General features: G+C 50.6%; 21 protein-coding genes. 5 read left to right on the top strand and 16 right to left on the bottom strand.

The features are described from left to right. The first annotated feature begins 240 nt into the window (after window positions 1–240). The gene (locus BW972_RS16445; RefSeq protein ID WP_234986420.1) at window positions 241–657 is read left to right on the top strand and encodes a GtrA family protein; all 417 of its coding nucleotides are present in this window, start codon (window positions 241–243) and stop codon (window positions 655–657) included. Here BW972_RS16445 and BW972_RS16440 read toward each other — a convergent pair. Next, window positions 654–2276 (bottom strand): glycosyltransferase family 39 protein, encoded by a 1623-nt coding sequence (locus tag BW972_RS16440; RefSeq protein ID WP_040574021.1) that lies wholly within the window; start codon window positions 2274–2276, stop codon window positions 654–656. The genes BW972_RS16445 and BW972_RS16440 overlap by 4 nt on opposite strands. A 122-nt stretch (window positions 2277–2398) precedes the next feature. Between BW972_RS16440 and BW972_RS16435 the strand changes: the two genes are divergently transcribed. The 3 genes from BW972_RS16435 to aspS all read left to right on the top strand — a co-directional run bounded on the left by BW972_RS16435 (window position 2399) and on the right by aspS (window position 5279). Next, the gene (locus tag BW972_RS16435; RefSeq protein ID WP_234986419.1) at window positions 2399–3268 is read left to right on the top strand and encodes a glycerophosphodiester phosphodiesterase; all 870 of its coding nucleotides are present in this window, start codon (window positions 2399–2401) and stop codon (window positions 3266–3268) included. Beyond that, the gene (locus BW972_RS19925) at window positions 3261–3434 is read left to right on the top strand and encodes a hypothetical protein (RefSeq protein ID WP_155800709.1); all 174 of its coding nucleotides are present in this window, start codon (window positions 3261–3263) and stop codon (window positions 3432–3434) included. Before BW972_RS16435 ends, BW972_RS19925 begins: the two co-directional genes overlap by 8 nt. Window positions 3435–3521: 87 nt before the next feature. Then, window positions 3522–5279 (top strand): aspartate--tRNA ligase, encoded by a 1758-nt coding sequence (aspS, locus tag BW972_RS16430; protein WP_076422904.1) that lies wholly within the window; start codon window positions 3522–3524, stop codon window positions 5277–5279. A gap of 129 nt (window positions 5280–5408) precedes the next feature. On the opposite strand, the gene BW972_RS16425 is transcribed toward aspS, so the two are convergent. The 4 genes from BW972_RS16425 to nuoK are packed head-to-tail and all read right to left on the bottom strand — an operon-like array spanning window position 5409 to window position 10640. Then, a complete protein-coding gene (locus BW972_RS16425) occupies window positions 5409–6800 on the bottom strand; it encodes an NADH-quinone oxidoreductase subunit N (RefSeq protein ID WP_076422903.1) in 1392 nt (463 codons plus the stop codon). Between the two features lie 29 nt (window positions 6801–6829). Further along, the gene (locus BW972_RS16420) at window positions 6830–8290 is read right to left on the bottom strand and encodes a complex I subunit 4 family protein (RefSeq protein ID WP_076422902.1); all 1461 of its coding nucleotides are present in this window, start codon (window positions 8288–8290) and stop codon (window positions 6830–6832) included. A 12-nt stretch (window positions 8291–8302) separates the two neighbouring features. After that, a complete protein-coding gene (nuoL, locus tag BW972_RS16415) occupies window positions 8303–10264 on the bottom strand; it encodes an NADH-quinone oxidoreductase subunit L (RefSeq protein ID WP_234986418.1) in 1962 nt (653 codons plus the stop codon). A gap of 46 nt (window positions 10265–10310) precedes the next feature. Then, window positions 10311–10640 carry an NADH-quinone oxidoreductase subunit NuoK gene (gene nuoK, locus BW972_RS16410; protein ID WP_076422901.1) on the bottom strand — a complete coding sequence of 110 codons (330 nt, stop codon included), beginning with the start codon at window positions 10638–10640 and terminating at the stop codon, window positions 10311–10313. Between the two features lie 324 nt (window positions 10641–10964). On the opposite strand from nuoK, the gene BW972_RS16405 reads away from it, so the two are divergent. After that, window positions 10965–12017, top strand: coding sequence for a DUF6929 family protein (locus BW972_RS16405; RefSeq protein ID WP_234986417.1), 1053 nt, complete (start codon window positions 10965–10967; stop codon window positions 12015–12017). 302 nt (window positions 12018–12319) lie between these two features. On the opposite strand, the gene BW972_RS16400 is transcribed toward BW972_RS16405, so the two are convergent. The 11 genes from BW972_RS16400 to BW972_RS16350 all read right to left on the bottom strand — a co-directional run bounded on the left by BW972_RS16400 (window position 12320) and on the right by BW972_RS16350 (window position 21208). Continuing rightward, window positions 12320–12838 carry an NADH-quinone oxidoreductase subunit J family protein gene (locus BW972_RS16400; protein WP_007655244.1) on the bottom strand — a complete coding sequence of 173 codons (519 nt, stop codon included), beginning with the start codon at window positions 12836–12838 and terminating at the stop codon, window positions 12320–12322. Window positions 12839–12842: 4 nt separating this feature from the next. Continuing rightward, window positions 12843–13352 carry a NuoI/complex I 23 kDa subunit family protein gene (locus BW972_RS16395; RefSeq protein ID WP_076422899.1) on the bottom strand — a complete coding sequence of 170 codons (510 nt, stop codon included), beginning with the start codon at window positions 13350–13352 and terminating at the stop codon, window positions 12843–12845. 74 nt (window positions 13353–13426) lie between these two features. After that, a complete protein-coding gene (gene nuoH / locus BW972_RS16390) occupies window positions 13427–14488 on the bottom strand; it encodes an NADH-quinone oxidoreductase subunit NuoH (protein ID WP_007655234.1) in 1062 nt (353 codons plus the stop codon). A 3-nt stretch (window positions 14489–14491) separates the two neighbouring features. Then, window positions 14492–15472 (bottom strand): NADH-quinone oxidoreductase subunit G, encoded by a 981-nt coding sequence (locus BW972_RS16385; RefSeq protein WP_076422898.1) that lies wholly within the window; start codon window positions 15470–15472, stop codon window positions 14492–14494. A 59-nt stretch (window positions 15473–15531) separates the two neighbouring features. Then, complete coding sequence (nuoF, locus tag BW972_RS16380) at window positions 15532–16878, bottom strand: NADH-quinone oxidoreductase subunit NuoF (RefSeq protein WP_076422896.1); 1347 nt, start codon at window positions 16876–16878, stop codon at window positions 15532–15534. Between the two features lie 63 nt (window positions 16879–16941). Then, window positions 16942–17469: an NADH-quinone oxidoreductase subunit NuoE gene (gene nuoE / locus BW972_RS16375; RefSeq protein ID WP_007655231.1), complete on the bottom strand. Its 528-nt coding sequence runs from the start codon at window positions 17467–17469 to the stop codon at window positions 16942–16944. A gap of 123 nt (window positions 17470–17592) precedes the next feature. Continuing rightward, complete coding sequence (gene nuoD, locus BW972_RS16370; protein WP_007655230.1) at window positions 17593–18843, bottom strand: NADH dehydrogenase (quinone) subunit D; 1251 nt, start codon at window positions 18841–18843, stop codon at window positions 17593–17595. Between the two features lie 15 nt (window positions 18844–18858). Beyond that, window positions 18859–19365 (bottom strand): NADH-quinone oxidoreductase subunit C, encoded by a 507-nt coding sequence (locus BW972_RS16365; RefSeq protein WP_007655228.1) that lies wholly within the window; start codon window positions 19363–19365, stop codon window positions 18859–18861. Between the two features lie 5 nt (window positions 19366–19370). Beyond that, complete coding sequence (locus BW972_RS16360) at window positions 19371–19925, bottom strand: NADH-quinone oxidoreductase subunit B (protein ID WP_007655226.1); 555 nt, start codon at window positions 19923–19925, stop codon at window positions 19371–19373. A gap of 80 nt (window positions 19926–20005) precedes the next feature. After that, a complete protein-coding gene (locus BW972_RS16355) occupies window positions 20006–20380 on the bottom strand; it encodes an NADH-quinone oxidoreductase subunit A (RefSeq protein ID WP_007655223.1) in 375 nt (124 codons plus the stop codon). A 297-nt stretch (window positions 20381–20677) separates the two neighbouring features. Beyond that, a complete protein-coding gene (locus tag BW972_RS16350) occupies window positions 20678–21208 on the bottom strand; it encodes an REP-associated tyrosine transposase (protein ID WP_076422895.1) in 531 nt (176 codons plus the stop codon). Between the last annotated feature and the right edge of the window lie 158 nt (window positions 21209–21366).

The raw sequence follows: 21366 nt of genomic DNA, 5'->3' as shown, positions 1-21366 counted from the left end.
TATAGCATAAAAATTCTATCAGAAAACCATGTCAGGTACTAGGGGAGTGGTATTCTAAGCCAAGGTTTTGCAGGGCTATACCTAAGCAACACTAAGTAAGCAGCTTAGTCAGATATATCAAAATATACTATACAAATAGATGTAATTTATCGACTAAAGCTGTCTATGCTTCGCTTAATTGAAGTTGTCACTATGTACTAAAGTTCTTAATTTTACCTGCTAAATCGTAGGTTAAATCAGTTGCACACTCCAACTGCCGGCATGTCCGAAGGTATAGGCGCTTTCTTTCTTAAATTCCTGAAGTTTGGCTTGGTAGGCTTTACCGGTCTTGTCATTGATTTTGGTGTGACCTTTCTGGTGAAGGAGAAGCTGCGCTGGAACAAGTATGTGGCTAACAGCCTGGGCTTCATCCTGGCCAGCATCAACAACTACATCCTCAACCGCCTCTGGACCTTCCATAGCATGGACCCTGAAATCGGTTGGCAGTTTTCCAAGTTCCTGCTGGTGGCTGTGGCCGGGTTGATCATCAACAACCTGATCGTATACCTACTGACCGAGAAGGTTAAACTCAACTTCTACATTTCCAAATTTATCGCCATTGTGGTGGTGTTTATCTGGAACTTCCTGCTCAATTACCTCTATACCTTTACCCGCTAATTCTGGTCTTGGACGCGGTAGATGCGCACATGTTCGTCTTTGTGCACACGCGGGTTCAGGAAGTGCAGCACACGGTCGTAGAGCGAAGGCGTGATAGTCGTTTCCAGCTCCAGTGCAGGGTATAGGCTATTAATGCGTTGCATGCGCTCTTCCATGTCTTTCTGGCCCACCACTATAACATAGTCTGGTTGATAAGGATAGAGGCTCAGCTCTGTTTGCAGGCTGTCCAGCGACTTTTCCCCGTTCAGGCTGTAGGTCATCGCAAAATCCTGTGGAAGCGGCTTACCGGCCTTGTACTCGTCCCAGTCGCGCTTGTAGTTGAAGTGGTACTCGTGAAACTCGGCTGCCAGGCGGTTCAGGTAATAGAGTGGCGGCTGCTTCATGGATGAGTTGCCAAACTCGAGCAGTACCGCATCCATATCCTGCTTTTCAGACAGGTATACCAGCGGTGCTATGCGGCTCTTTTTGGTATAGGTGAAGGACATCGCCACGGCTACCACTATGTTGAGTATCCAGAAAAAAGCCCAGCTGGCTGCGAGCAGCTTTTTGCGTCGCTGCCAGAACTTAGCTGTACGCACGAAGTCCTGCCAGCCGATGACGCCCAAAATCATGATAAGCGGGAAAAGCGGTAAAATGAAGCGCTCCTGCTTGTTCGGGAACAGTGAGTGTACTACAAAAAACAGCAGCCCGGCCCAGAAGAGCATAGGTGCCAGCCTGGCCGTGCGGCTGTAGCCCAGCAGCAGGTATACGCTGATGGGAGGGACCATGAAGCCCAGTATGGTCAGCAGGAAACGGTATACCGGTCCGGTGCTGTAGTTGTAAGCATTGTCGGCGTTGTAGAAGAAATAGGTGACTACCGAGTGGAAAGGATAGTCGAAGAAGATCAAGTCAATGGTGCCCTGGATCAGCGTGGCCATGAGTACAAAGCCCAACGCCAGCCAAATGATATCCTTCCACTGACGACGGTAAAGCAATACCAGTCCGGCACCGCCTAAAAAGAGTGCTGCATGATAACGGAATACAAAGGCCAGTGCAAACAGCGCCCCTGCCCACAGGTAATGCCAGTTTCTGTTGCGGTCATCCTGCTTCAGCATGAAATAGAAGGCTGCCAGGTAGGGTGGGATGCACACCATCTCCACAAGGTTACGCACACTCATGAAGGGCATAAACCACATAAGCGCCAGCATCAGGCCCACAATGCGAGCATTGGCCTGGTTGGAAAGCCGCTCTGTGATCTTGTATCCGTAATACACGATCAGCAGCGAATACAGGCCGTGCAGCACCCGCACAAGGGTCATTTTGGTATCCGGGTTCGTGATGCCAATGCTCTCCATCAGGTAAAACAAACCGTAGTGTATACCTGCATAAAACATACTGTGGCGCGGCGGCATAGGCTCGTGCAGCCACGATGGTAAGCCATAAAGCCAGTGCTGCGCAATCGTGATCACGTCGAAGTGATCGTCGTGAAAGGCAAAGCCCTTTGAAAAGAAGGCGGCCACCATGCGGATGACAAAGGCAATCAGCATAATCAGCGACAGCGGCACCATGAGCCTGTTATGGACGCCAACCTGATCAGCAGTCATGAGCTTTTCAGGAGCGGTTTGGGGAGAGAATGACATACAGTAATATTAGGTAATGTGGATTGACCTTTGATTTTTTAAGAAAATCCGTTCCAAAGTTAAAAGATATACTCTTAAGTTTGTGTATGAATTTGACTGAGCCGAAGAACAAAACACCTTTTTTGGAACGCAAAAGCACTACCCTTTTGATTCTGGTTTTAGGTATAATCACGCTGGCATTGAGTGTGTATAATATCCTGCAACCCGAATCAGGCATTTACTCCCGCAATATTCTCGTGATAGGCCATGCGGGCTCAGGCTTTTTCTCCCCCTTGAACCCTTACAATCCGCTCCCCGCCAACAGCATGGCTTCTATTGTGAAAGCCATGGAAGAGGATGGTGCTGATGGAGTGGAAGTGGATGTGCACGTGAGCCTGGACGGCGTGCCGATTCTCTACCATGACAATACGCTGGAGACGATGAGTGAAGGTGTAGGTATCATTGCAGACTTGCCAGCTGCTGAAGTGGTTGGTACCAGGTATAAGGGAGGAGTGTTATACGACCTTTTCCACAGTGAGAATATCATTACGATGGAAGCCATGCTGCAGCGCTTCCAGACGTACCCGGAGCTACCCTACCTGCACATCGATATCCGGAACCAGGACCCAAGCCGTAACACCTTTTATGCCGAGTCAATCCTGACTTTGCTTCGTAAATATAACTACCCTGTTGAAAAACTGACATTTATTTTCAATCAGCCTGCCATACTGCACGCGGTGCAGGAACTGGAGCCGGAAGCAGAGCTGATGCTGGATGCTGGTGAAGACTTCGACCTTTCGGCGCAGGAAGCACTGGACAACAGGCTTCATGGTGTGACTGCCAATGGAAAACATGTGAACCGAGAGCAATTACTCAGGGCGAAAGCGCGGGGTTTGCAGGTGGTGCTGTTTGGGGGCAAGTCGAAAGGGAGCATCGCCAATATGCTGGAGATGGAGCCCGACGCCATTCAAGTGAATAACGTGAAGCGTATGCGCTCGCTTTTAGATGACTAACAGGCAGGGCTATCCCACCAGCATCATCAACAAGGCGAGTAGTATAATAGCTAAGGCGATGTTTCGGAAAGTGAACAAACTGCGTTTCATGGTGGTGGCTCTTGTTTCAGGTAATTCCAGTTACAGGTATAGTAACGTGTTTGGCAATACCTGGGATTTGTGTTAGAAGATTATACATGCTGAAGGCTTGTTTTCGAGGCATGGCAGTGAAACAATTATTACTTTTGCACTACATCATAACAAAACGACATTTATGCTCCGGACACATACTTGCGGTGAACTAAGAATAGATAATGTAGGTGAAGAAGTTGTACTGACAGGCTGGGTACAGCGCCTGCGCGACAAGGGCGGCATGCTTTGGATTGACCTGCGCGACCGCTACGGCATCACACAGCTCACGTTTGAAGACGGTGTAACACCCGCCCACTTATTTGAAGAGGCCCGCAGTCTTGGCCGCGAGTACGTGATCAAAGTGATCGGCAAAGTGATCGAGCGCTACTCCAAGAACGACAAGATCCCAACCGGCGACATCGAGATTCATGCCTCCAAAATAGAAGTGCTCAATGCGGCCAAACTGCCTCCGTTCATGATCGAGGACGAAACAGACGGTGGTGATGACCTGCGCATGAAGTACCGCTACCTGGACCTGCGCCGTACGCCTGTGCGCCGGAACCTGGAGCTGCGCCACCAGATGATGCGTGCCGTGCGTGCATACCTGGACGAGCATTATTTCATTGAGGTAGAAACTCCGGTGCTGATCAAGTCGACGCCGGAAGGTGCCCGCGACTTCGTGGTGCCAAGCCGCATGAACCCTGGTGAGTTCTACGCCCTGCCACAATCTCCGCAGACCTTCAAGCAACTCCTGATGGTTTCTGGTTTCGACAAGTACTACCAAATCGTAAAGTGCTTCCGCGACGAGGATTTGCGCGCTGACCGTCAGCCAGAGTTTACACAAATAGACTGTGAGCTTTCATTCGTAACCCAGGAAGATATCCTGAACACCTTCGAAGGCCTGATTCGTCATCTCTTCCTGAAAGTAAAAGGCGTACACATTGCCAACCTGCCACGCATGACCTATGCTGACGCGATGAAGTTCTACGGTTCTGATAAGCCAGACACCCGTTTCGACATGCGTTTTGTGGAGCTGAACCCGCTGGTGAAGAACAAAGGCTTTAAAGTATTCGACGATGCCGAATTGGTAGTAGGTATAAACGCCAAAGGCGCTGCCAGCTACACCCGCAAGCAACTCGACGAACTGACTGATTTTGTGAAGCGTCCGCAGATCGGAGCTACCGGCCTGGTATACGCCCGTGTGCAGGAAGATGGCACCGTGAAGTCATCTGTAGACAAGTTTTATACCGTAGAGGACCTGCAGGCCTGGGCTACTGCTTTCAATGCTGAACCAGGCGATTTGATTCTGGTATTGGCCGGAGGCAGAGACAAGACACGCAAGGCCCTGAACGAACTGCGTCTGGAGATGGGCGAGCGCCTTGGACTGCGTGACAAGAACGTGTTCTCGCCACTGTGGGTAGTAGACTTCCCGCTTCTGGAGTGGGATGAAGACAGCAACCGATTCCATGCCATGCACCATCCCTTCACGTCACCGAAGCCAGAAGACCTGGAGCTGATCGATGACCGCCCGGGCGATATCCGCGCCAATGCCTATGACATGGTTATAAACGGTGTGGAAGTTGGTGGTGGTTCTATCCGTATCCACGACCGCCGTCTGCAGGAGCAGATGTTCCGTTTGCTAGGCTTTAGCAACGACGAGGCCAAAGCGCAGTTTGGCTTCCTGATGGACGCCTTCGAGTACGGTGCGCCGCCACACGGTGGCATCGCCTTCGGCTTCGACCGCCTGTGCTCCCTCTTCGGTGGCTCCGACTCCATCCGCGACTACATCGCTTTCCCGAAAAACAACTCAGGTCGCGATGTTATGATAGACGCACCATCACCGATTGCCAATGCGCAGTTGGATGAACTGCATATCAAAATGAAGAACCTGCCTTCGTAAGGGATAGGTATATAGAAGTATGGGAAAGGCTGTCCGATAAGGGCAGCCTTTTTATTTTACTACCAGATAGGAACAAAAAAACGGCTACCCTTTCCAGAGCAGCCGCTTCCAATATCAGTTCGCTATACCTTACAGCACGTCGCTCAACAGAGCAGGCGCTATACCTAGCAGAATCGTCAGAGCAGTAATGATAAGCAGCATCACATTCATAAAGCTGGTTGAGCGGATAGTCGTAGCGTCTTCAGCAACTGGGTGCAGGTACATTGCGATAACCACGCGGAAGTAGTAGTACACACCCACAGCAGCCAGAATCACCGCTACCACAATCAGCCACATCATATCCGGGTTTTCGATCAGGGCAGAGAACACGAAGAACTTGCCGAAGAAACCAGCCGTGAGTGGTATACCTGCCAGCGACAGCATGGACACCGCTACCGAGAAAGCCAGCAGTGGATTTGTTTTGCCCAAGCCGTTGAAAGCTTCGTAGTTCTCGTTCTGACGCTGTCTTGATACCAACTGCAGCACACCGAATGCGGCGATAGAAGCAGTGGAGTACGCGAACGAGTAGAACAGGATAGCAGAAGTAGACAAATTGTTGAAAGCAAGCAAAGTCATCAGCAGGTAGCCTGCGTGCGAGATACTGGAGTATGCCAACATACGCTTCATGCTTTGCTGTACCACGGCGCCTACGTTACCAATCAGGAGCGTCAGCACGATGATGGCTACCAGTGTCGGCATCCAGCTACCGTACGAAGCGGCAAAGGCGGCGTCCATCAGTTTATAGAAAGCGGCTACACCAGCCGTTTTCACAACCGTTGACATATAAGCCGTCCATACCGTTGGGGTACCTTCGTACACGTCAGGTGTCCAGAAGTGGAAAGGAGCGGCAGAAACTTTGAAAGAGATACCGATGATAATCATCAGCACACCCAGCATGAACATTACGTTGTTCGCACCGCCTGTGCCCATGGCTTCAGCTGAACCGGCAATCTCCGCGATGTTGAACGTGCCGGTGGCACCGTAAATCATCACCATGCCGAAAAGTAGGATGCCTGTGAAGAATGAACCCATCAGGAAGTACTTCAGGGCCGCTTCTGCGGAACGCAGACTACTCTTGTCGCTGCCCGCAAACACGTACATGGCAATAGAGAGAATCTCTATACCTACAAACAGCATCAGCATGTTGTTGTAGCTCACCATCATGATGGCGCCTACCAGCGAGAATAGAATCAGGGCGTAATATTCACCAAGGTTCTCGTCGTTGCGGGTAGCAAAGTGCTGCGTGAAAGGGATAATCAGGAGCGTGGACAGTACCATGATGCCCGTGAAAGCCACCGCGAAATTGTCGATGGTGAGCATGTTGCTGAAGTAGCTCTGGTTCTGGTCCCAGTCGAAGAGGTTAATGCCGAATACAACCGCCAGAAACAGCAGCGCCATCGGTAACAGGACTCTTTTAGATTTCAGGAAACCCGCGAAGAGGCTTATAATCCCAAATCCAGATAGAAGTATAATCGAAATCATGTCGTTCTAATTTTCTTTTATCGTGCGGACTATCGGTTGATAATGCTCAGCAGCTGTCCAACCGCAGGCTCTGAAATGCTCAGGAACGTGTTCGGGAACAGACCAATCCAGAAGACCATAATCACCAGCGGAATCAGTACGGCTTTCTCGTGGAAGGTCAGGTCAGCGAAGCCTTCGGTGGCTTCTGACTTCGTGCCGAACATCACGCCCTGGAACATACGCAGCATGTATACCGCACCCAGAATGATGGTCAGGCCGGCCACAGCGCCGAAGTAGTGGTTGTACTGGAACACGCCCGACAGCAACAGGAACTCCCCGATGAAGCCGTTTGTGAGCGGAAGCGCCACAGAACCCATCAACAGTGTCAGGAACATGATAGAAAGCGCCGGCGTGGTCTGGGTGATACCGCCCAGGTTGGCAATCTCTCTCGTGTTGGTTCTGCGGAAAATGATATCGACGATGAAGAACAAGCCCACTACGTTGATACCGTGGCTCAGCATTTGAATCACGCCGCCCTGCAGACCTTGCTCGTTCAGGGTGAAGATACCTGCCGCAATCAGGCCTACGTGCGCGATAGACGAGTAGGCAATCAGTCGCTTCATGTCGCGCTGACGGATGGCGATGATAGAGCCGTACACAATACCGATGATGGAAAGCACCAGCACGAGGTCAGCCCACTGGCTCACGCCCAACGGCACCACAGGCAGCAACCAGCGCAGCACACCGTAGATACCCATCTTCAGCATGATACCCGCCAGCAACATCGTCGCCTGCGTAGGAGACTCAGTATAGGTGTCGGGCTGCCAGGTATGGAACGGGAACACCGGCATTTTGATGGCAAAAGCAAGGAACAGGAACCAGAAAATCCAGCTCTGCGTCGCGCTGTCCAGCGTCAGTTGGTAGAAGGCGTTCACGTTAGACGAGTGCGCCGCCAGCTCTGTGCCTGCCGTCTGGAAGTACAGGTATACGAAAGCGGCCAGCATGAAAAGCGAACCGAAAATCGTGTAGATAAAGAACTTGAACGTAACCGGAATCCTGCGCGCACCGCCCCAGATGGCTGCGATGAAGTAAATCGGAATAAGGGCCACTTCCCAGAAGAAGTAGAACAGGAACGCGTCCATCGCCACGAACACCCCAATCAGACCGGTCTGCATAAACAGCACCAGCGCGTAGAACACGTGCGGGTTTTTGTAGTCGTGCTTGAAAGAAGAAAGGACGATAAGCGGCACCAGGAAGGTCGTCAGAAGCACCATCAGGAGGCTAATGCCGTCCATGCCGATGGTGAAACCGATACCTGCACGCTCCATCCACGGCATGTCGAGGGCGAACTGTGTGGTGGCGTCCGGAACAAAGTTTACGATTGCAAACAGGGCAATGGCAAACTCAACTAGCGTTGCTATAAAAGCCACTTTCTTGGCACCTTCGCCTTTAATCAGCAGCACCAGCAGTGCAGCTAGGGCAGGCCAGAAAAGTAATAGAGCTGTAATCATCTTCTTAGAACCTTAAGCGATAAAGAAGTTTAAAAATAGAATCAGAACGATGCTGGCCACCATCACGAAGATGTAGAAGCCAGTTACGCCACTCTGTGTCAGGCGCAGCACGCGGCCGCTTGCCATCACCAGTTTGCCGAAGCCGTTTACAATGCCGTCCACTACAATCACATCCACAAAGCGGTGGAAAGCCGTTGACATGGCCATTACCGGACGCACGAACACGGTGTCGTAAATCTCGTCGATGTAGTATTTGTTGTAAATCAGATTGTGGATAGGAGACAGGCGCGTTCCCTCAGGAGCTGGCACTGTTTCTTTCTTCACATACATAAAGTAGGCAATGATAATGGCGATAAGCGACACGACAACCGAAACGCCCATCAGGATGTATTCCGTGGCGTGGTCGATGTGCGGCGCCTCCAGTGCGGCACCGTTGGCCTGACGCGCAAAGTTGTAGATTGGCGACAGGAAGTTACCCAAGGTATGCGTGTCGCTGAACACGGCTGGCAGACCGATGAAACCACCTACAGTGGACAGGATAGCCAGTACAATCAGCGGGATGGTCATAGAAGATGGTGACTCGTGCAGGTGCGAACGCTGCGCCTCTGTGCCACGGAACTTACCGAAGAAGGTCAGGAACAGGAGGCGGAACATGTAGAACGAAGTCATGAACGAAGCCAGCAGGCCGAGCGCCCACATCAGCTTGTTGTGCTCAAACACATGCGCCAGCAATTCGTCCTTAGAGAAGAAACCAGCGAACGGCGGTATACCTGAAATCGCGAGTGTACCAATCAGGAAGGTAATGAACGTAATCGGCAGCCACTTGCGCAGGCCACCCATGTTGCGGATATCCTGTTCGTTACTCACCGCGTGAATCACAGAGCCAGCACCCAAGAATAGGAGGGCCTTGAAGAAAGCGTGCGTGAGTACGTGGAAGATAGAAGAAGAGAAAGCCATCACACCGAGTGCGAGGAACATAAAGCCCAACTGCGACACGGTAGAGTAAGCCAGCACTTTCTTGATGTCATTCTGCGCTAGACCAATCGTAGCGGCCAACAGGGCAGTAGCCAGACCAATGATAGCGATAAACTCCATCGTGGTCGGGGCCAGCACATACAGTACGTTCGAGCGCAGCACCATGTAGATACCCGCCGTCACCATCGTAGCGGCGTGAATTAGGGCCGACACTGGCGTTGGACCCGCCATCGCGTCAGGAAGCCATGTGAAGAGCGGAATCTGCGCACTCTTACCCATCGCACCCACAAACAGGAGCATGGTAATGGCAATCATCACACCGCTATCGGTCAGGCCCGTCATCTGCGAAGCAGACAGGAATACCTCTGGGTAGCTCACGCTGCCAAAGGTGATGAAAATAAGGAAAATGCCCAGCAGGAAGCCCAAGTCGCCGATACGGTTCATGATAAAGGCCTTCTTGGCGGCATTGTTATAGTTGGTGTTTTTGTTCCAGAAGCCGATGAGCAAGTAGGAGCAAAGACCCACACCTTCCCAGCCCACGAACATCATCACGTAGTTAGAGCCCATCACGAGCAGCAACATTGAGAACATGAACAGGTTGAGGAAAGAGAAGAACTTGCCGTAGTTTTCGTCGTGGCTCATGTAACCCGCTGAGTACACGTGAATCAGGAAACCGATACCGGTTACCATCAAGAGCATCAGCAGGGTGAGTTGGTCAATCATGAACGAGAACCCAATCTCAAGGCTGCCTACCGAGAACCAGTTGTAGAGGTCGACGATGTAAGGCCGGCTGCCGTTGGAAGTGAAGTCGATGAACAGGTATACCGATATCAGAAAAGAGGCCAGCACGGTGCCAGAGCCCAGCAGCCCCACAAGGGCCTTGGGCAATTTGCGGTTGCCAAGTCCGTTAATCAGAAAGCCGATGAACGGCAGGAGCGGAACAAGCAAACACAGCAGCGCCATTTCCTGGTTGTTGAAGGGCATTACTACTTCTTGCATTTAGCGTATGATTTAGTTAAGCTATTCAGATTATTTAGGGGTGCGGCTACCACTTGAGGTAGTTCAGCAATTGCACGTTGGTTGAGCGGATATTGCGGTAAATCATCACGATGATGGCCAGACCAACTGTTACCTCCGCTGCCGCCACTGCCATGATGAAGAACACAAAGATTTGTCCATTCGGGTCAGAGCGGTAGGCCGACAAAGCGACCATCAGCACGTTCACGGCGTTGAGCATCAGCTCCACACACATAAAAATAACAATCGCGTTTCGTCTGGTGAGAACGCCGATTACGCCAATGGCGAAAAGGGCTGTGCTAAAATAAAGGTAGAATTCAAGCGGGATGGTCCGGATAACCTCTGGCATTTGGTTCATCGTCTAGGGTGCTGAACGTATTACTGGTAAATTACAATTCTGAAATCAAGTCGCAAAGTTATCCCCATTTTTGTAAAATCCATAACATATTTCTAATCTTCTTGCCCGATCTGTAACAAGGTTTCATGTCCCTGAAGATTTATATTTTAGTTAATGCAGGCACGCCTTGTTAAGCTACAGCTTATACTTTCCTTTTCAGGCTGCGTAGGGTATAAGACTTATTTTTGATGGCAAGTCGCACTCGTGCTATACCTGCACCTGATCAGGTATAGCGAAGCTGATTTGTCCATTCAGGATGCTATAACCTGGTTGCTCTAAAATTGTATGAAGTTAGAATACTTACCTCTGCTATACCTGTTTTGCCTGGTTGCACTGTTTTCGTCTTGTCAACAGCCAACTACCGCATCATCCGCTACACCTTATCATGCCGATCTGACTATGAAAGCTACTATTGAGAAGCACCTTCACTTCGATAACCTGCCATCTGCTTCCGGGCTTGAGATGCTGGGTGACCATTATTATGTGACTGGCGACGATTCTCCATACCTATACAAGCTGGACAAAAACTACCGGTTGTTATCCCATGAAGCGATCTTTGACACAACCGGCTTCGAAAATGGGCGCATCGCCAAAGCTGATAAAGCCGACCTGGAGGGCATGACCCTTTTGCAACATCAGGGCAAGCCCTATCTTCTTATGATGGGTTCTGGCTCAGCCCCAGCCCGACGTAAGGCCTATCTTTACAACATTTGCGGTGATGATATCTGTAGAGAGGGAGCAGACACTCATGGAGCAAAGGCCATAGATCTGGATCCTCTCTACAAAGAACTCGAAGCGCAGATGAAGTTAGGAGAAAGTCTGCTCAACATAGAAGGTGTAGCTGCCGGGCATGGGCGGCTTTACCTGATGCAGCGCGCTATCGGGACCGGTCAGAACATGTTGATTTCCTATAATCTGGCCGAATTTATACCTTATCTCTTGTCAGAATCTGCAGTGCAGTTGCCAAAGCCAGAGCTTGCCTATTTCCGTTTGCCCGAGTTGGAACTCCTGCAGGCGGGCTTTTCTGGTGCTTATGTATATGATGACAAGCTTTTTTTTACAGCTTCACTGGAAGATACGAACGACGCCTACGGGGATGGGGAGGTCCTGGGTAGTTACATCGGCTATATTCCTTTCAATGCGATAGGAAAACAGGATACTCTGCAAATTCCTGCCACACCTATGCTACAAGCGGATGGAGAACTTTATACAGGCAAGGCAGAATCGTTGGTCGTTAAAAAGCGAGAAGGGAAAGGCAGGTATCGCCTGGTAGTAGTTTCAGATGATGATCTGGGTGGGTCTGAATTACTTGAAGTTATGTTGACGGTAGAGCAATAAAATTTTTCCCATACCGCAAGTTTGAGTGAAGAGGTAACTTATGGTAATTCATGACGGCCAGTTTGAAACCGGCGTATTAAAAATTTGACCATGGTACCTGCCAGTTATAAACTGGCCCCAAGAACAGTCACAAGTTGCGCTACCGCTAAATTTGCGACATCTTACTTTATATCCATTTCCACGGATCCTAAAAATCCGTGGGGTAGGGACCCTCTTTAAATCCTGTAAATCCTGATTCAGACAAAAAGAAAAGCCAGCACTTTGCAGCACTGGCTCTCTATTTTTTTGAAGGTATAACTCGATTAGAAGTTCTGCTCTCCCGCTTCTCTCTTGCCAATCATCACAGCACCTACCATAGATACGAGGAATAGTACTGCTACTAACTGGAACGGCAGCATATACTTGGTGAAAAGCACTTTGCCCAGGTTCTCTACCATACCAACCTGCGAATTGAACGTGGCTGGATCCGGGTGGCCGAGTGTTACATCTTTCAAAGCAGCTACTACTACCGTGAACAGCAAGCCACCAGCTACTGTACCGGCTATTTTGGCCAGCACATTCCTTTTCATGGTGCCTTCCACGTTCTTACCTGTGTTGATGAACATCAGTACAAATAGGAAAAGTACCATGATGGCTCCTGCATATACGATGATGTTTACCGCTGCCAAAAACTGGGCGTTCAGCAATATATAGTGTGCTGATATGGTGAAGAATGTCAGGATCAGGAAGATAACGCTGTACACAGGGTTCTTGGAAATAACAACCATCAGGGCGCAAAGCAGCGTTAGCGAAGCAAAGAAGAAAAACAGACTTTCTGTCATCGGATTATTTGGTTTCAGTGGTTTTTAACGGTTCTACCAAGCGGTCTTTGCCGTAAATGAATTCGTCGCGCTCGTAACGGGCTGGGGCAAGTTTGTCGTCCTGCAGGAAGATGGCAGCCTTAGGGCAGGCTTCTTCGCACAGACCGCAGAAAATGCAACGCAGCATGTTCACCTCGTAAGTCACGGCGTACTTCTCTTCGCGGTACAGGTGCTCTTCACCTTTCTTGCGCTCACCGGCCGTCATGGTGATGGCTTCGGCAGGGCAGGCCACCGCGCACAGACCACAGGCCGTGCAACGCTCAGCACCGTTCTCATCGCGCTTCAGCACGTGCAGACCACGCCAGATTTCGCTGCGCGAACGTGTTTCTTCCGGGTAATTGATTGTCGCTTTCTTCTTGAAGAAGTGCTTCAGTGTAATCCCCAAACCTTGAGCGATAGCAGGCAGGTACATGCGCTCCGAAAGCGTCATCTCCTTTTGTGCTACGTTCTTTTTTCTATTAGATAGTGGTTCCATTGTATCTCGATTATGATTGCTGTCTATGCTGTCTGTCTATAACAGCGCCTGGCATGGCAGCATTCAATATTTCGTTATCCTTGTGTAAAATAGTCGTAGAGTAGAATGCCACCGCCCGTAAGCAGGATATTCAGGATGGCCAGCGGAATCAGGATGTTCCAGCCCAGCTTCATCAACTGGTCGTAGCGGAAACGCGGTAGTGTCCAGCGCACCCACATGAAGAAGAAGATGAAGGCGAAAATCTTCGCGAACATCACACCCACACCCAGTATGGTCACCACGTTGTTACCCAAAACAGGGTCATCGAACGCATTGCGCAGGTTCTCCATGAACGGGAAGTTGTAGGCCCCAAAGTACAGTGTCGCCATCACAGCCGACACTACGAAGATGTTGATGTACTCGGCAAACAGGTACATACCCAGTTTCATAGAGCTATACTCGGTGTGGTAACCGCCAATCAGTTCGGCTTCAGATTCAGGTAAGTCAAATGGAGTTCTGTTTGTCTCGGCAAAGGCACAAATCAGGAAAATCAGGAAGCCCAGCGGCTGGTACCAGATGTTCCAGTTAAATCCGGCTTGTTGCTCGGCAATTACTTTCAGCGACAGCGAACCACTCAGCATCAGTACCGCAATCAGCGAAAGGCCCATGGCTAGTTCGTATGAAATGTTCTGCGAAGCGGCACGGATGGCACCTAACAGCGAGAACTTATTATTCGAAGCCCAGCCACCAATCATCAGACCGTACACACCCAGCGACACCACAGCGAAAATGTAAAGTATTCCAATGTTTACGTCAATGGCTATCAGGTCAAATGATGTTTCGCCTAAAATAAGCGTGTCGCCGAACGGAATAACCGCACTCGTCATCGCTGCTACCAGCATTGCTATACCCGGACCCAGGATAAAGAGCGTTTTGTTTGCATTAGCAGGTATAAATTCCTCTTTGAAGAACAATTTACCGGCGTCAGCCAATGGCTGCAGCAAACCCATCGGACCCGCTCTGTTCGGACCCACACGGTCCTGGATGAAAGCGGCAATCTTACGCTCAAAGTAAGTCGAGTAGGTCGCAATCAGTAATGAAATACCGAAAATGGCCAGAATGTAAATACCCTTGTATATGAGAACTACAGAATCCATGCTTTATTCCGTTGGCATTTTTTTAACAGTAGATTTAGGCAGGTTCGGTACAATCGGCACGTTCACTACAGGCAATTCATAGTGGTTGGCCGAAATAACAGAACCTCTGTCGATGTGGCGTGGTCCTTCGATGGTCCAGTCAGTCATCTCTTTCTTGTCGAAACGACAGGTATTACAAATGAACTCTTCCACCTCGGCGTACTCGTCCTTGCGGGCGGTTACGCGAAGCACCGTGTCGCCACGTCCCCACAGCGTTACCTTACCGCTGCAGGTAGGGCAGTCGCGGTGCGCGTTCAGAGGCTTCGTGAACCATACACGGTTCTTAAAGCGCCATGTCTTGTCTGTCAAAGCTCCCACCGGGCACACGTCAATCACGTTTCCGGAGAAATCGTTGTCAATCACGTTTTCGATGTAAGTGCCAATCTCAGCTGCGTCGCCACGGCCCAATACGCCATGCACACGCTTCTCTGTGATTTGGTCGGCGGTGTACACGCAACGGTAGCACAGAATGCAACGCGTCATGTGCAGCTGGATATATGGACCTAAGTCTACTCTGTCAAAAGTACGACGCGGCTCTTCGTAGCGGGTAGCGCTCACACCGTGCTCGTAGGAAAGGTTCTGCAGGTCACACTCACCAGCCTGGTCGCACACAGGGCAATCAAGTGGGTGGTTAATCAGCAACATCTCCACGATACCCTTGCGGGCGTTCAGTACTTCTTCGTTGGTTGTGTTTTCCACCACCATGCCGTCCTGTACTGGCGTAATGCACGAAGCAACCAGTTTCGGCATAGGGCGTGGGTCGCGGGCAGAACCCTGCGTTACCTTCACCAGGCACACACGGCACTTACCGCCACTGCCTTTCAGCGGGGTATAAAAGCACATGGCAGGGGGCACTACATCACCACCGATTTTACGGGCGGCCTGCAGGATGGTGGTTCCATCCTCTACCTCTACCTCGATGCCGTCAAATGTTATTTTAGCCATCTTTTATCTTATTCAAAGCTCGCCTACCAAGGTATAGCAAGCGCTTAATTAAACTTTAATTATACAGTAGCTGCCGCTAACTGTCCTCTGTACACCGCGCCCGGAGCCGTAGCTTCCTGCGGATGCTTGATGTGCCACTCGAACTCCTCGCGGAAGTGACGGATCGCGCTGGCTACCGGCCATGCTGCGGCGTCACCCAGCGGGCAAATCGTGTTACCCTCTATCTGCTTGGCTACGCTTACCAACAGGTCGATGTCCTGCTGATGGCCGTGGCCGTGCTCGATGCGGTGCAACACGCGCTCCATCCAGCCTGTACCTTCACGGCAAGGGCTGCACTGTCCGCATGACTCGTGATGATAGAAGCGGGCATAGTTCCACGTGTTACGCACGATGCACTGGTCTTCGTCGAATACGATAAAGGCACCTGAACCCAGCATAGAGCCGCTCACGAATCCACCGTCAGACAGCGATTCGTACGTCATCAGGCGTTGCTCACCGGCAGCTGTTTTCATAATCAGGTCAGCTGGCAGAATTGGAACAGAAGAACCTCCTGGCACTACGGCCTTCAGTTGCTTGCCTTTCCAGATACCACCGCAGTACTCGTCAGAGTAGATGAACTCCTCCACCGGGACACCCAGCTCGATTTCGTAAACGCCGGGACGGTTGATGTTACCGCTGGCAGAAATCAGTTTGGTGCCCGTGCTACGGCCTATACCTATCTTAGCGTACTCCGCACCTGTGTTGTTTACAATCCAAGGCACAGACGCGATGGTCTCCACGTTGTTTACCACGGTTGGCGACTGGAACAGACCTTTCACCGCCGGGAATGGCGGCTTGTTACGCGGGTTGCCACGCTTGCCTTCCAGTGATTCTAGTAGAGCTGTCTCTTCACCGCAGATATACGCACCACCACCCGGCGCTACGTGCAGGTCGAGGTCGTAACCTGAACCCAAAATGTTCTTACCGAGCAAACCGGCTGCATACGCCTCGGCGATTGCTTTTTCCAGAATGCGCAGGACGAACAACAATTCACCGCGGATGTAGATATAAGACGTGTTCGCACCCAGCGCATAGCTCGATGTAATCATACCTTCGATCAGGGCGTGCGGGTTTTTCTCCATGAACACGCGGTCCTTGAAAGTGCCCGGCTCCGATTCGTCGGCGTTGCAAACTAAGTAACGCGGAACGCCTTCCGGCTTCGCCAAAAAGCTCCACTTCATACCGGCCGGGAAGCCAGCGCCACCACGACCACGCAGGCCTGATGTCTTCACTTCTTCCACCACTTCATCCGGGGTCATCGTCTTCAGGGCCTTCTCTACCGAGCGGTAGCCGCCATGCTTGCGATACACCTCCAAGGTTTCGATACCCGGTACGTTAATATGTTCGGTTAATATCTTGATTCCCATTGTGACAGGATATATAGCTCTGCAGTTGCTATGTTAAGGCAAGCTGCCTGATTTATCAATGAATTACTTCGCCCACTCAGGCGTTTCCACCTCTTTGTTGCGCATCATCTCGATGAACTGGTCCACTGCTTCTTCGCTGTCCAAGTTCTCGTAGTAGGTTTCGCGCACCTGCAGCATCGGGCCTGTGCCACACGAAGCAAGGCATTCCACTGGCTTCAGGGTAAACATACCGTCGGCCGTTGTCTCGCCTTCTTCGATGTTGAGCTTCTGTTTGAATGTCTCAATCATCTGGTCGGCACCGCGCAGGCAGCAAGGGCCTGTGCGACATACCTCGAGCACGTGCTTGCCAACCGGCTTCAGGTTGAACATGGTATAGAAAGTAGCCACCTCGTATACCTCGATTGGCTGTATGTTCAGGATTTCGGCAATCGCGTCCATCGCTTCAGGGCTCACCCAGCCGTTGTTCTCCGCCTGCGCAACGTGCAGGGCAGGCAACAGGGCCGACTTCTGGCGTCCTTCCGGGTAATGGCTGATATAGCGCTGAATCTCAGCAAGGGCCTTATCAGAAAACTTAAATGCGTTTTGTATCATTTGTCAGTTAACAATTAACAGTTAACAGGTATTTTTCAGTTAACAATTAACAATAAACAGTAATCAATCTCCTCTTTCAGTATTCTAATAATGTTTACTGATAACTGATTACTGTTCACTGCCTTAGGCGTCTAGTTCGCCGGCAATCACGTTCAGGCTACTCAGCGTCAGGATGGCGTCGGCCAGCTGACCGCCTTTGATCATTTCCGTGTAAGCCTGATAGTAGATGAAGCAAGGTCTTCTGAAATGCAGACGGTATGGCGTTCTGCCGCCGTCGCTGATCAGGTAGAAACCAAGCTCGCCGTTGCCGCCTTCCACGCTATGGTATACCTCGCCTTTCGGAGCGTCAATCTCACCCATCACAATCTTGAAGTGATAGATAAGCGCTTCCATGCTGGTATATACCTCCTGCTTTGGTGGCAGGTAGTAGTGCGGGGCATCGGCATGGTAAGAACCTTCCGGCAGGTTTTTGTAAGCCTGCTCAATGATTTTCAAACTCTGCCATACTTCTTCGTTGCGCACTAAGAAGCGGTCGTAAGTGTCGCCTTTCTCGCCAACCGGAATTTCGAACTCGAAATCATCGTAAGAAGAGTAAGGGTTCATCACGCGCACGTCGTAGTCCACGCCGGTGGCACGCAGGTTAGGACCTGTGAAGCCGTAGTTCAAAGCACGCTCAGCCGAAATGGCACCCACACCCACCGTACGGTCGATGAAGATACGGTTGCGGGTCAGCATTTTCTCGAACTCTGCCCATACCTTCGGGAAGCGCTTCAGGAACTCACCAATCAGGTGCAAGGCTTTTGGAGAAAGGTCGCGCTCCATACCGCCGATACGACCCATGTTGGTCGTCAGACGGGCACCGCATACCTCTTCGTAAATGTCGTAAATGTGCTCGCGCTCCTGCATTACGTACAGGAAGCCGGTGAAAGCGCCGGAGTCCACACCCAGAATGGAGTTACAAATCAGGTGGTCGGAGATACGGGCCAGCTCCATCATAATCACGCGGATGTACTGCGCACGCTTCGGGATTTCTATACCCAGAAGCTTTTCCACTGTCATGTGGTACCCCATGTTGTTGATAGGGGACGAACAGTAGTTCATGCGGTCAGTGAGCGGCGTAATCTGGTAGAACGGTCTGCGCTCGGCAATCTTCTCGAAAGCACGGTGAATATACCCGATGGTCGGCACCGCGTCCATGATAACCTCCCCGTCCATCTGCAAGATGTTCTGGAAGATACCGTGGGTAGCCGGGTGCGTCGGACCCAGGTTCAGGGTCGTCAGGTTCTCGTTCTTCTTGTCCTGCAGTTTCAGGTCGCGGTTATCGCGGAATTCCTGCAACTGGTCAGTGTCAGCTGTTTTATTATCAGTAGCCATAGTGGTTTATCTGGCTTAGCGTCCGAAATACGTATCAATTTTGTCTTCCCTTGTCTGGTCTTCCAGCGGATACTGCTTGAGCATCGGGTGATACTCCATCTCTTCGATGTTGAGTATGCGAATCAGGTTCGGGTGACCGGTAAAGATGAAACCGTAAAAGTCATAGGCTTCACGCTCCATCCAGTTGGCGGTGGCGTAAATGCCGGTCAGCGTCGGTAATACCGGGTCTTCGGCAGGCACAAACACCTTAATGCGCAGACGGTAATTGTGACGCAGGCTATGCAACTGGTACATCATGCACATCTCCATACCTTTGTGGTCCGGGAAGTGGATGCCTGCCATCGTGGTCAGGAACTGCACCTGCAGGTCCTTGTCGTCATACAGGTATTGAATCAGGGCGATGATGTTCTCACGGTTTGTCGTGAAAGTCATGATACCATCCGGGTTGTAAGCATCCCTGATGTTTTCTTCTCCAAACTGCGCAATCAGTTTACCAAGTACGTTTTCGTTCGTAAGCTCCATGCTGCTTATTTAATGTTGTAAGAAGCCAAAAGTGCCTGATATTCAGGTGAGTGACGACGGCGTAGTGATTCGTTTTTGGCCAAATCCTGTACGCGCATCAAACCGTCCAGAATCTGCTCCGGTCTTGGCGGGCAGCCCGGCACGTACACGTCCACCGGTACCACACGGTCTATACCCTGCAGTACAGAGTACGAGTCGAAAATACCGCCTGACGTGGCGCAGGCACCCACGGCCACCACCCAGCGTGGCTCGGCCATCTGCTCGTATACCTGCTTCACAACAGGTCCCATTTTCTTGGCGATGGTACCCATTACCAACAGGATGTCGGCCTGACGTGGCGAGAAGCTTGGGCGCTCCGAACCGAAGCGTGAAATATCGTAGGTAGAGCCCATGGTCGCCATAAACTCGATACCGCAGCAAGAAGTGGCAAAAGGCAGTGGCCAAAGCGAGTTTGCGCGGGCCAGACCAATCACTTTTTCGAAGGAAGTGGCAAAGAAACCAGCGCCGCTATGGCCCTCTGGTGCCTCTACCATGTTTATATCTTTATTTGTATCGCTCATGTTTCTGAAATTCTGAGTTTTAATCTCTGTTTACCCCTGCAAAAACACCGTTTACCCTATAAAAGTTTACTGGTGCCGAACTACTTGAGAATGCCTTTTTTGATTTCGTAGAAGAAGCCAGCCAGGATCACACCAAGGAATAACATCATCGGCAGGAAGCCTTCCAGACCGAATTCGCGGAAGTTCACCGCCCAAGGGTACATGAAGATAATTTCAATATCGAACAGCACGAACAGGATGGCCGTGATGAAGTACTTATAGGAGATAGGGGTACGCGCATCGCCCACCGACTCCACGCCACTTTCCCAAGAGGCGCCTTTTACCTCACTTTTTCTTTTCGGGCCGAGTAAATGCGTCACCACCAGCGCGAAAATAACGAAGCCGAGCGCTGCCGCAAATTGTATCAAAATAGGGAGGTAGTCCGACGGTAGATACTGAGTACCAGTAGTTTCCATATTGCTGTAATGCTTTATTGAAATTTGGGAGCAAAATTAGGGATAAATAGCCAACAATCAAAAGACTATATCCAATGTAAATAGCGTTTAAAATTGTTCTAAAGTATTATCGGTCGGTGTGAATGCAATTCTGTGTGGTTTTGGACTGAGAGGGAGGGGGTTGGTTTAAAATCGGCTGGTTTTAGAGCAAGCTTTTCAGGTATGGCGGGGTGGGTGTTGGAACATGGATTTGGCAGGTTGATGGCGCGAGCGTCCACGCTCGTGTCTACTATGGTGGGGCCTCTGGCCCCGTTGCGGTTATACCTCCGATAGAATAACAGCACTACTCGGATTCGCGCTGCTAAAAGTATAATAAGCCGCATCAGTTACCAAGCCAGCCACAACCGGGTTCTGCTCAATGTAGTCTATCTTTTGCTGCAGCATTGGTGTGTCTGTCAAGTCAATGGGATGGTTGTGCTGCTGCCAAAACAGGAACTCCTTATTATGCGTGTTGTGCTGCTTGAAGAAGCGGAACAGGTATAGCAACCATTCTTTTCTGCTCTCTATTGGATTGTTTTCAATTTGGGCTAATACTTGTTTAGCCGTATAACTCTTGAAATCCCTGAGCACACCACTTAGATTGCCATCTTCTACCGAGCAAATCATGTGCAGGTGGCTGGGCATTAAACAATAACTGTAAACCTGCAGTCCTTTGTGTTTGCTGCAGTAGTTTAGGTTCTGCACTACTTCGTCGGCATATTCTCTTCTGGTGAATATATCGATCCAGCCAACCACTATGAGGGTGACGAAGAAAAGGCCGCCTTTGTAAATCTTGTACTTCTCGGACATAAGCATAAATTTTGAGAAACAGTACGCAATTTATACTAAAGAGGCCAGAGGCCCCACCATAGTAGACACGAGCGTGGACGCTCGCGCCATACACTAGCCCAAATAAAAAGGCACCACGCCCTTAACGAGCGTGGTGCTTCCTATTTCAGGTATAAACT

Source organism: Pontibacter lucknowensis, from assembly GCF_900156415.1.
In the GTDB taxonomy this organism is placed as follows: domain Bacteria; phylum Bacteroidota; class Bacteroidia; order Cytophagales; family Hymenobacteraceae; genus Pontibacter; species Pontibacter lucknowensis.
Note: the sequence above shows the minus strand (reverse complement) of the source record. Positions and strands in the feature narration are given on the sequence as shown.

What these genes read in the sequence shown, in the direction of transcription:
- nuoF (WP_076422896.1), bottom strand. Translation starts at nt 16,878, where the DNA reads ATGGGAATCAAGATATTAACCGAACATATTAACGTACCGGGTATCGAA.
- BW972_RS16425 (WP_076422903.1), bottom strand. Translation starts at nt 6,800, where the DNA reads ATGATTTCGATTATACTTCTATCTGGATTTGGGATTATAAGCCTCTTC.
- BW972_RS16400 (WP_007655244.1), bottom strand. Translation starts at nt 12,838, where the DNA reads ATGACAGAAAGTCTGTTTTTCTTCTTTGCTTCGCTAACGCTGCTTTGC.
- BW972_RS16360 (WP_007655226.1), bottom strand. Translation starts at nt 19,925, where the DNA reads ATGAGCGATACAAATAAAGATATAAACATGGTAGAGGCACCAGAGGGC.
- BW972_RS16440 (WP_040574021.1), bottom strand. Translation starts at nt 2,276, where the DNA reads ATGTCATTCTCTCCCCAAACCGCTCCTGAAAAGCTCATGACTGCTGAT.
- BW972_RS19925 (WP_155800709.1), top strand. Translation starts at nt 3,261, where the DNA reads ATGACTAACAGGCAGGGCTATCCCACCAGCATCATCAACAAGGCGAGT.
- BW972_RS16365 (WP_007655228.1), bottom strand. Translation starts at nt 19,365, where the DNA reads ATGGAGCTTACGAACGAAAACGTACTTGGTAAACTGATTGCGCAGTTT.
- nuoH (WP_007655234.1), bottom strand. Translation starts at nt 14,488, where the DNA reads ATGGATTCTGTAGTTCTCATATACAAGGGTATTTACATTCTGGCCATT.
- BW972_RS16385 (WP_076422898.1), bottom strand. Translation starts at nt 15,472, where the DNA reads ATGGCTAAAATAACATTTGACGGCATCGAGGTAGAGGTAGAGGATGGA.
- aspS (WP_076422904.1), top strand. Translation starts at nt 3,522, where the DNA reads ATGCTCCGGACACATACTTGCGGTGAACTAAGAATAGATAATGTAGGT.
- BW972_RS16350 (WP_076422895.1), bottom strand. Translation starts at nt 21,208, where the DNA reads ATGTCCGAGAAGTACAAGATTTACAAAGGCGGCCTTTTCTTCGTCACC.
- BW972_RS16355 (WP_007655223.1), bottom strand. Translation starts at nt 20,380, where the DNA reads ATGGAAACTACTGGTACTCAGTATCTACCGTCGGACTACCTCCCTATT.
- BW972_RS16420 (WP_076422902.1), bottom strand. Translation starts at nt 8,290, where the DNA reads ATGATTACAGCTCTATTACTTTTCTGGCCTGCCCTAGCTGCACTGCTG.
- BW972_RS16405 (WP_234986417.1), top strand. Translation starts at nt 10,965, where the DNA reads ATGAAGTTAGAATACTTACCTCTGCTATACCTGTTTTGCCTGGTTGCA.
- BW972_RS16395 (WP_076422899.1), bottom strand. Translation starts at nt 13,352, where the DNA reads ATGGAACCACTATCTAATAGAAAAAAGAACGTAGCACAAAAGGAGATG.
- nuoL (WP_234986418.1), bottom strand. Translation starts at nt 10,264, where the DNA reads ATGCAAGAAGTAGTAATGCCCTTCAACAACCAGGAAATGGCGCTGCTG.
- nuoD (WP_007655230.1), bottom strand. Translation starts at nt 18,843, where the DNA reads ATGGCTACTGATAATAAAACAGCTGACACTGACCAGTTGCAGGAATTC.
- nuoK (WP_076422901.1), bottom strand. Translation starts at nt 10,640, where the DNA reads ATGAACCAAATGCCAGAGGTTATCCGGACCATCCCGCTTGAATTCTAC.
- nuoE (WP_007655231.1), bottom strand. Translation starts at nt 17,469, where the DNA reads ATGATACAAAACGCATTTAAGTTTTCTGATAAGGCCCTTGCTGAGATT.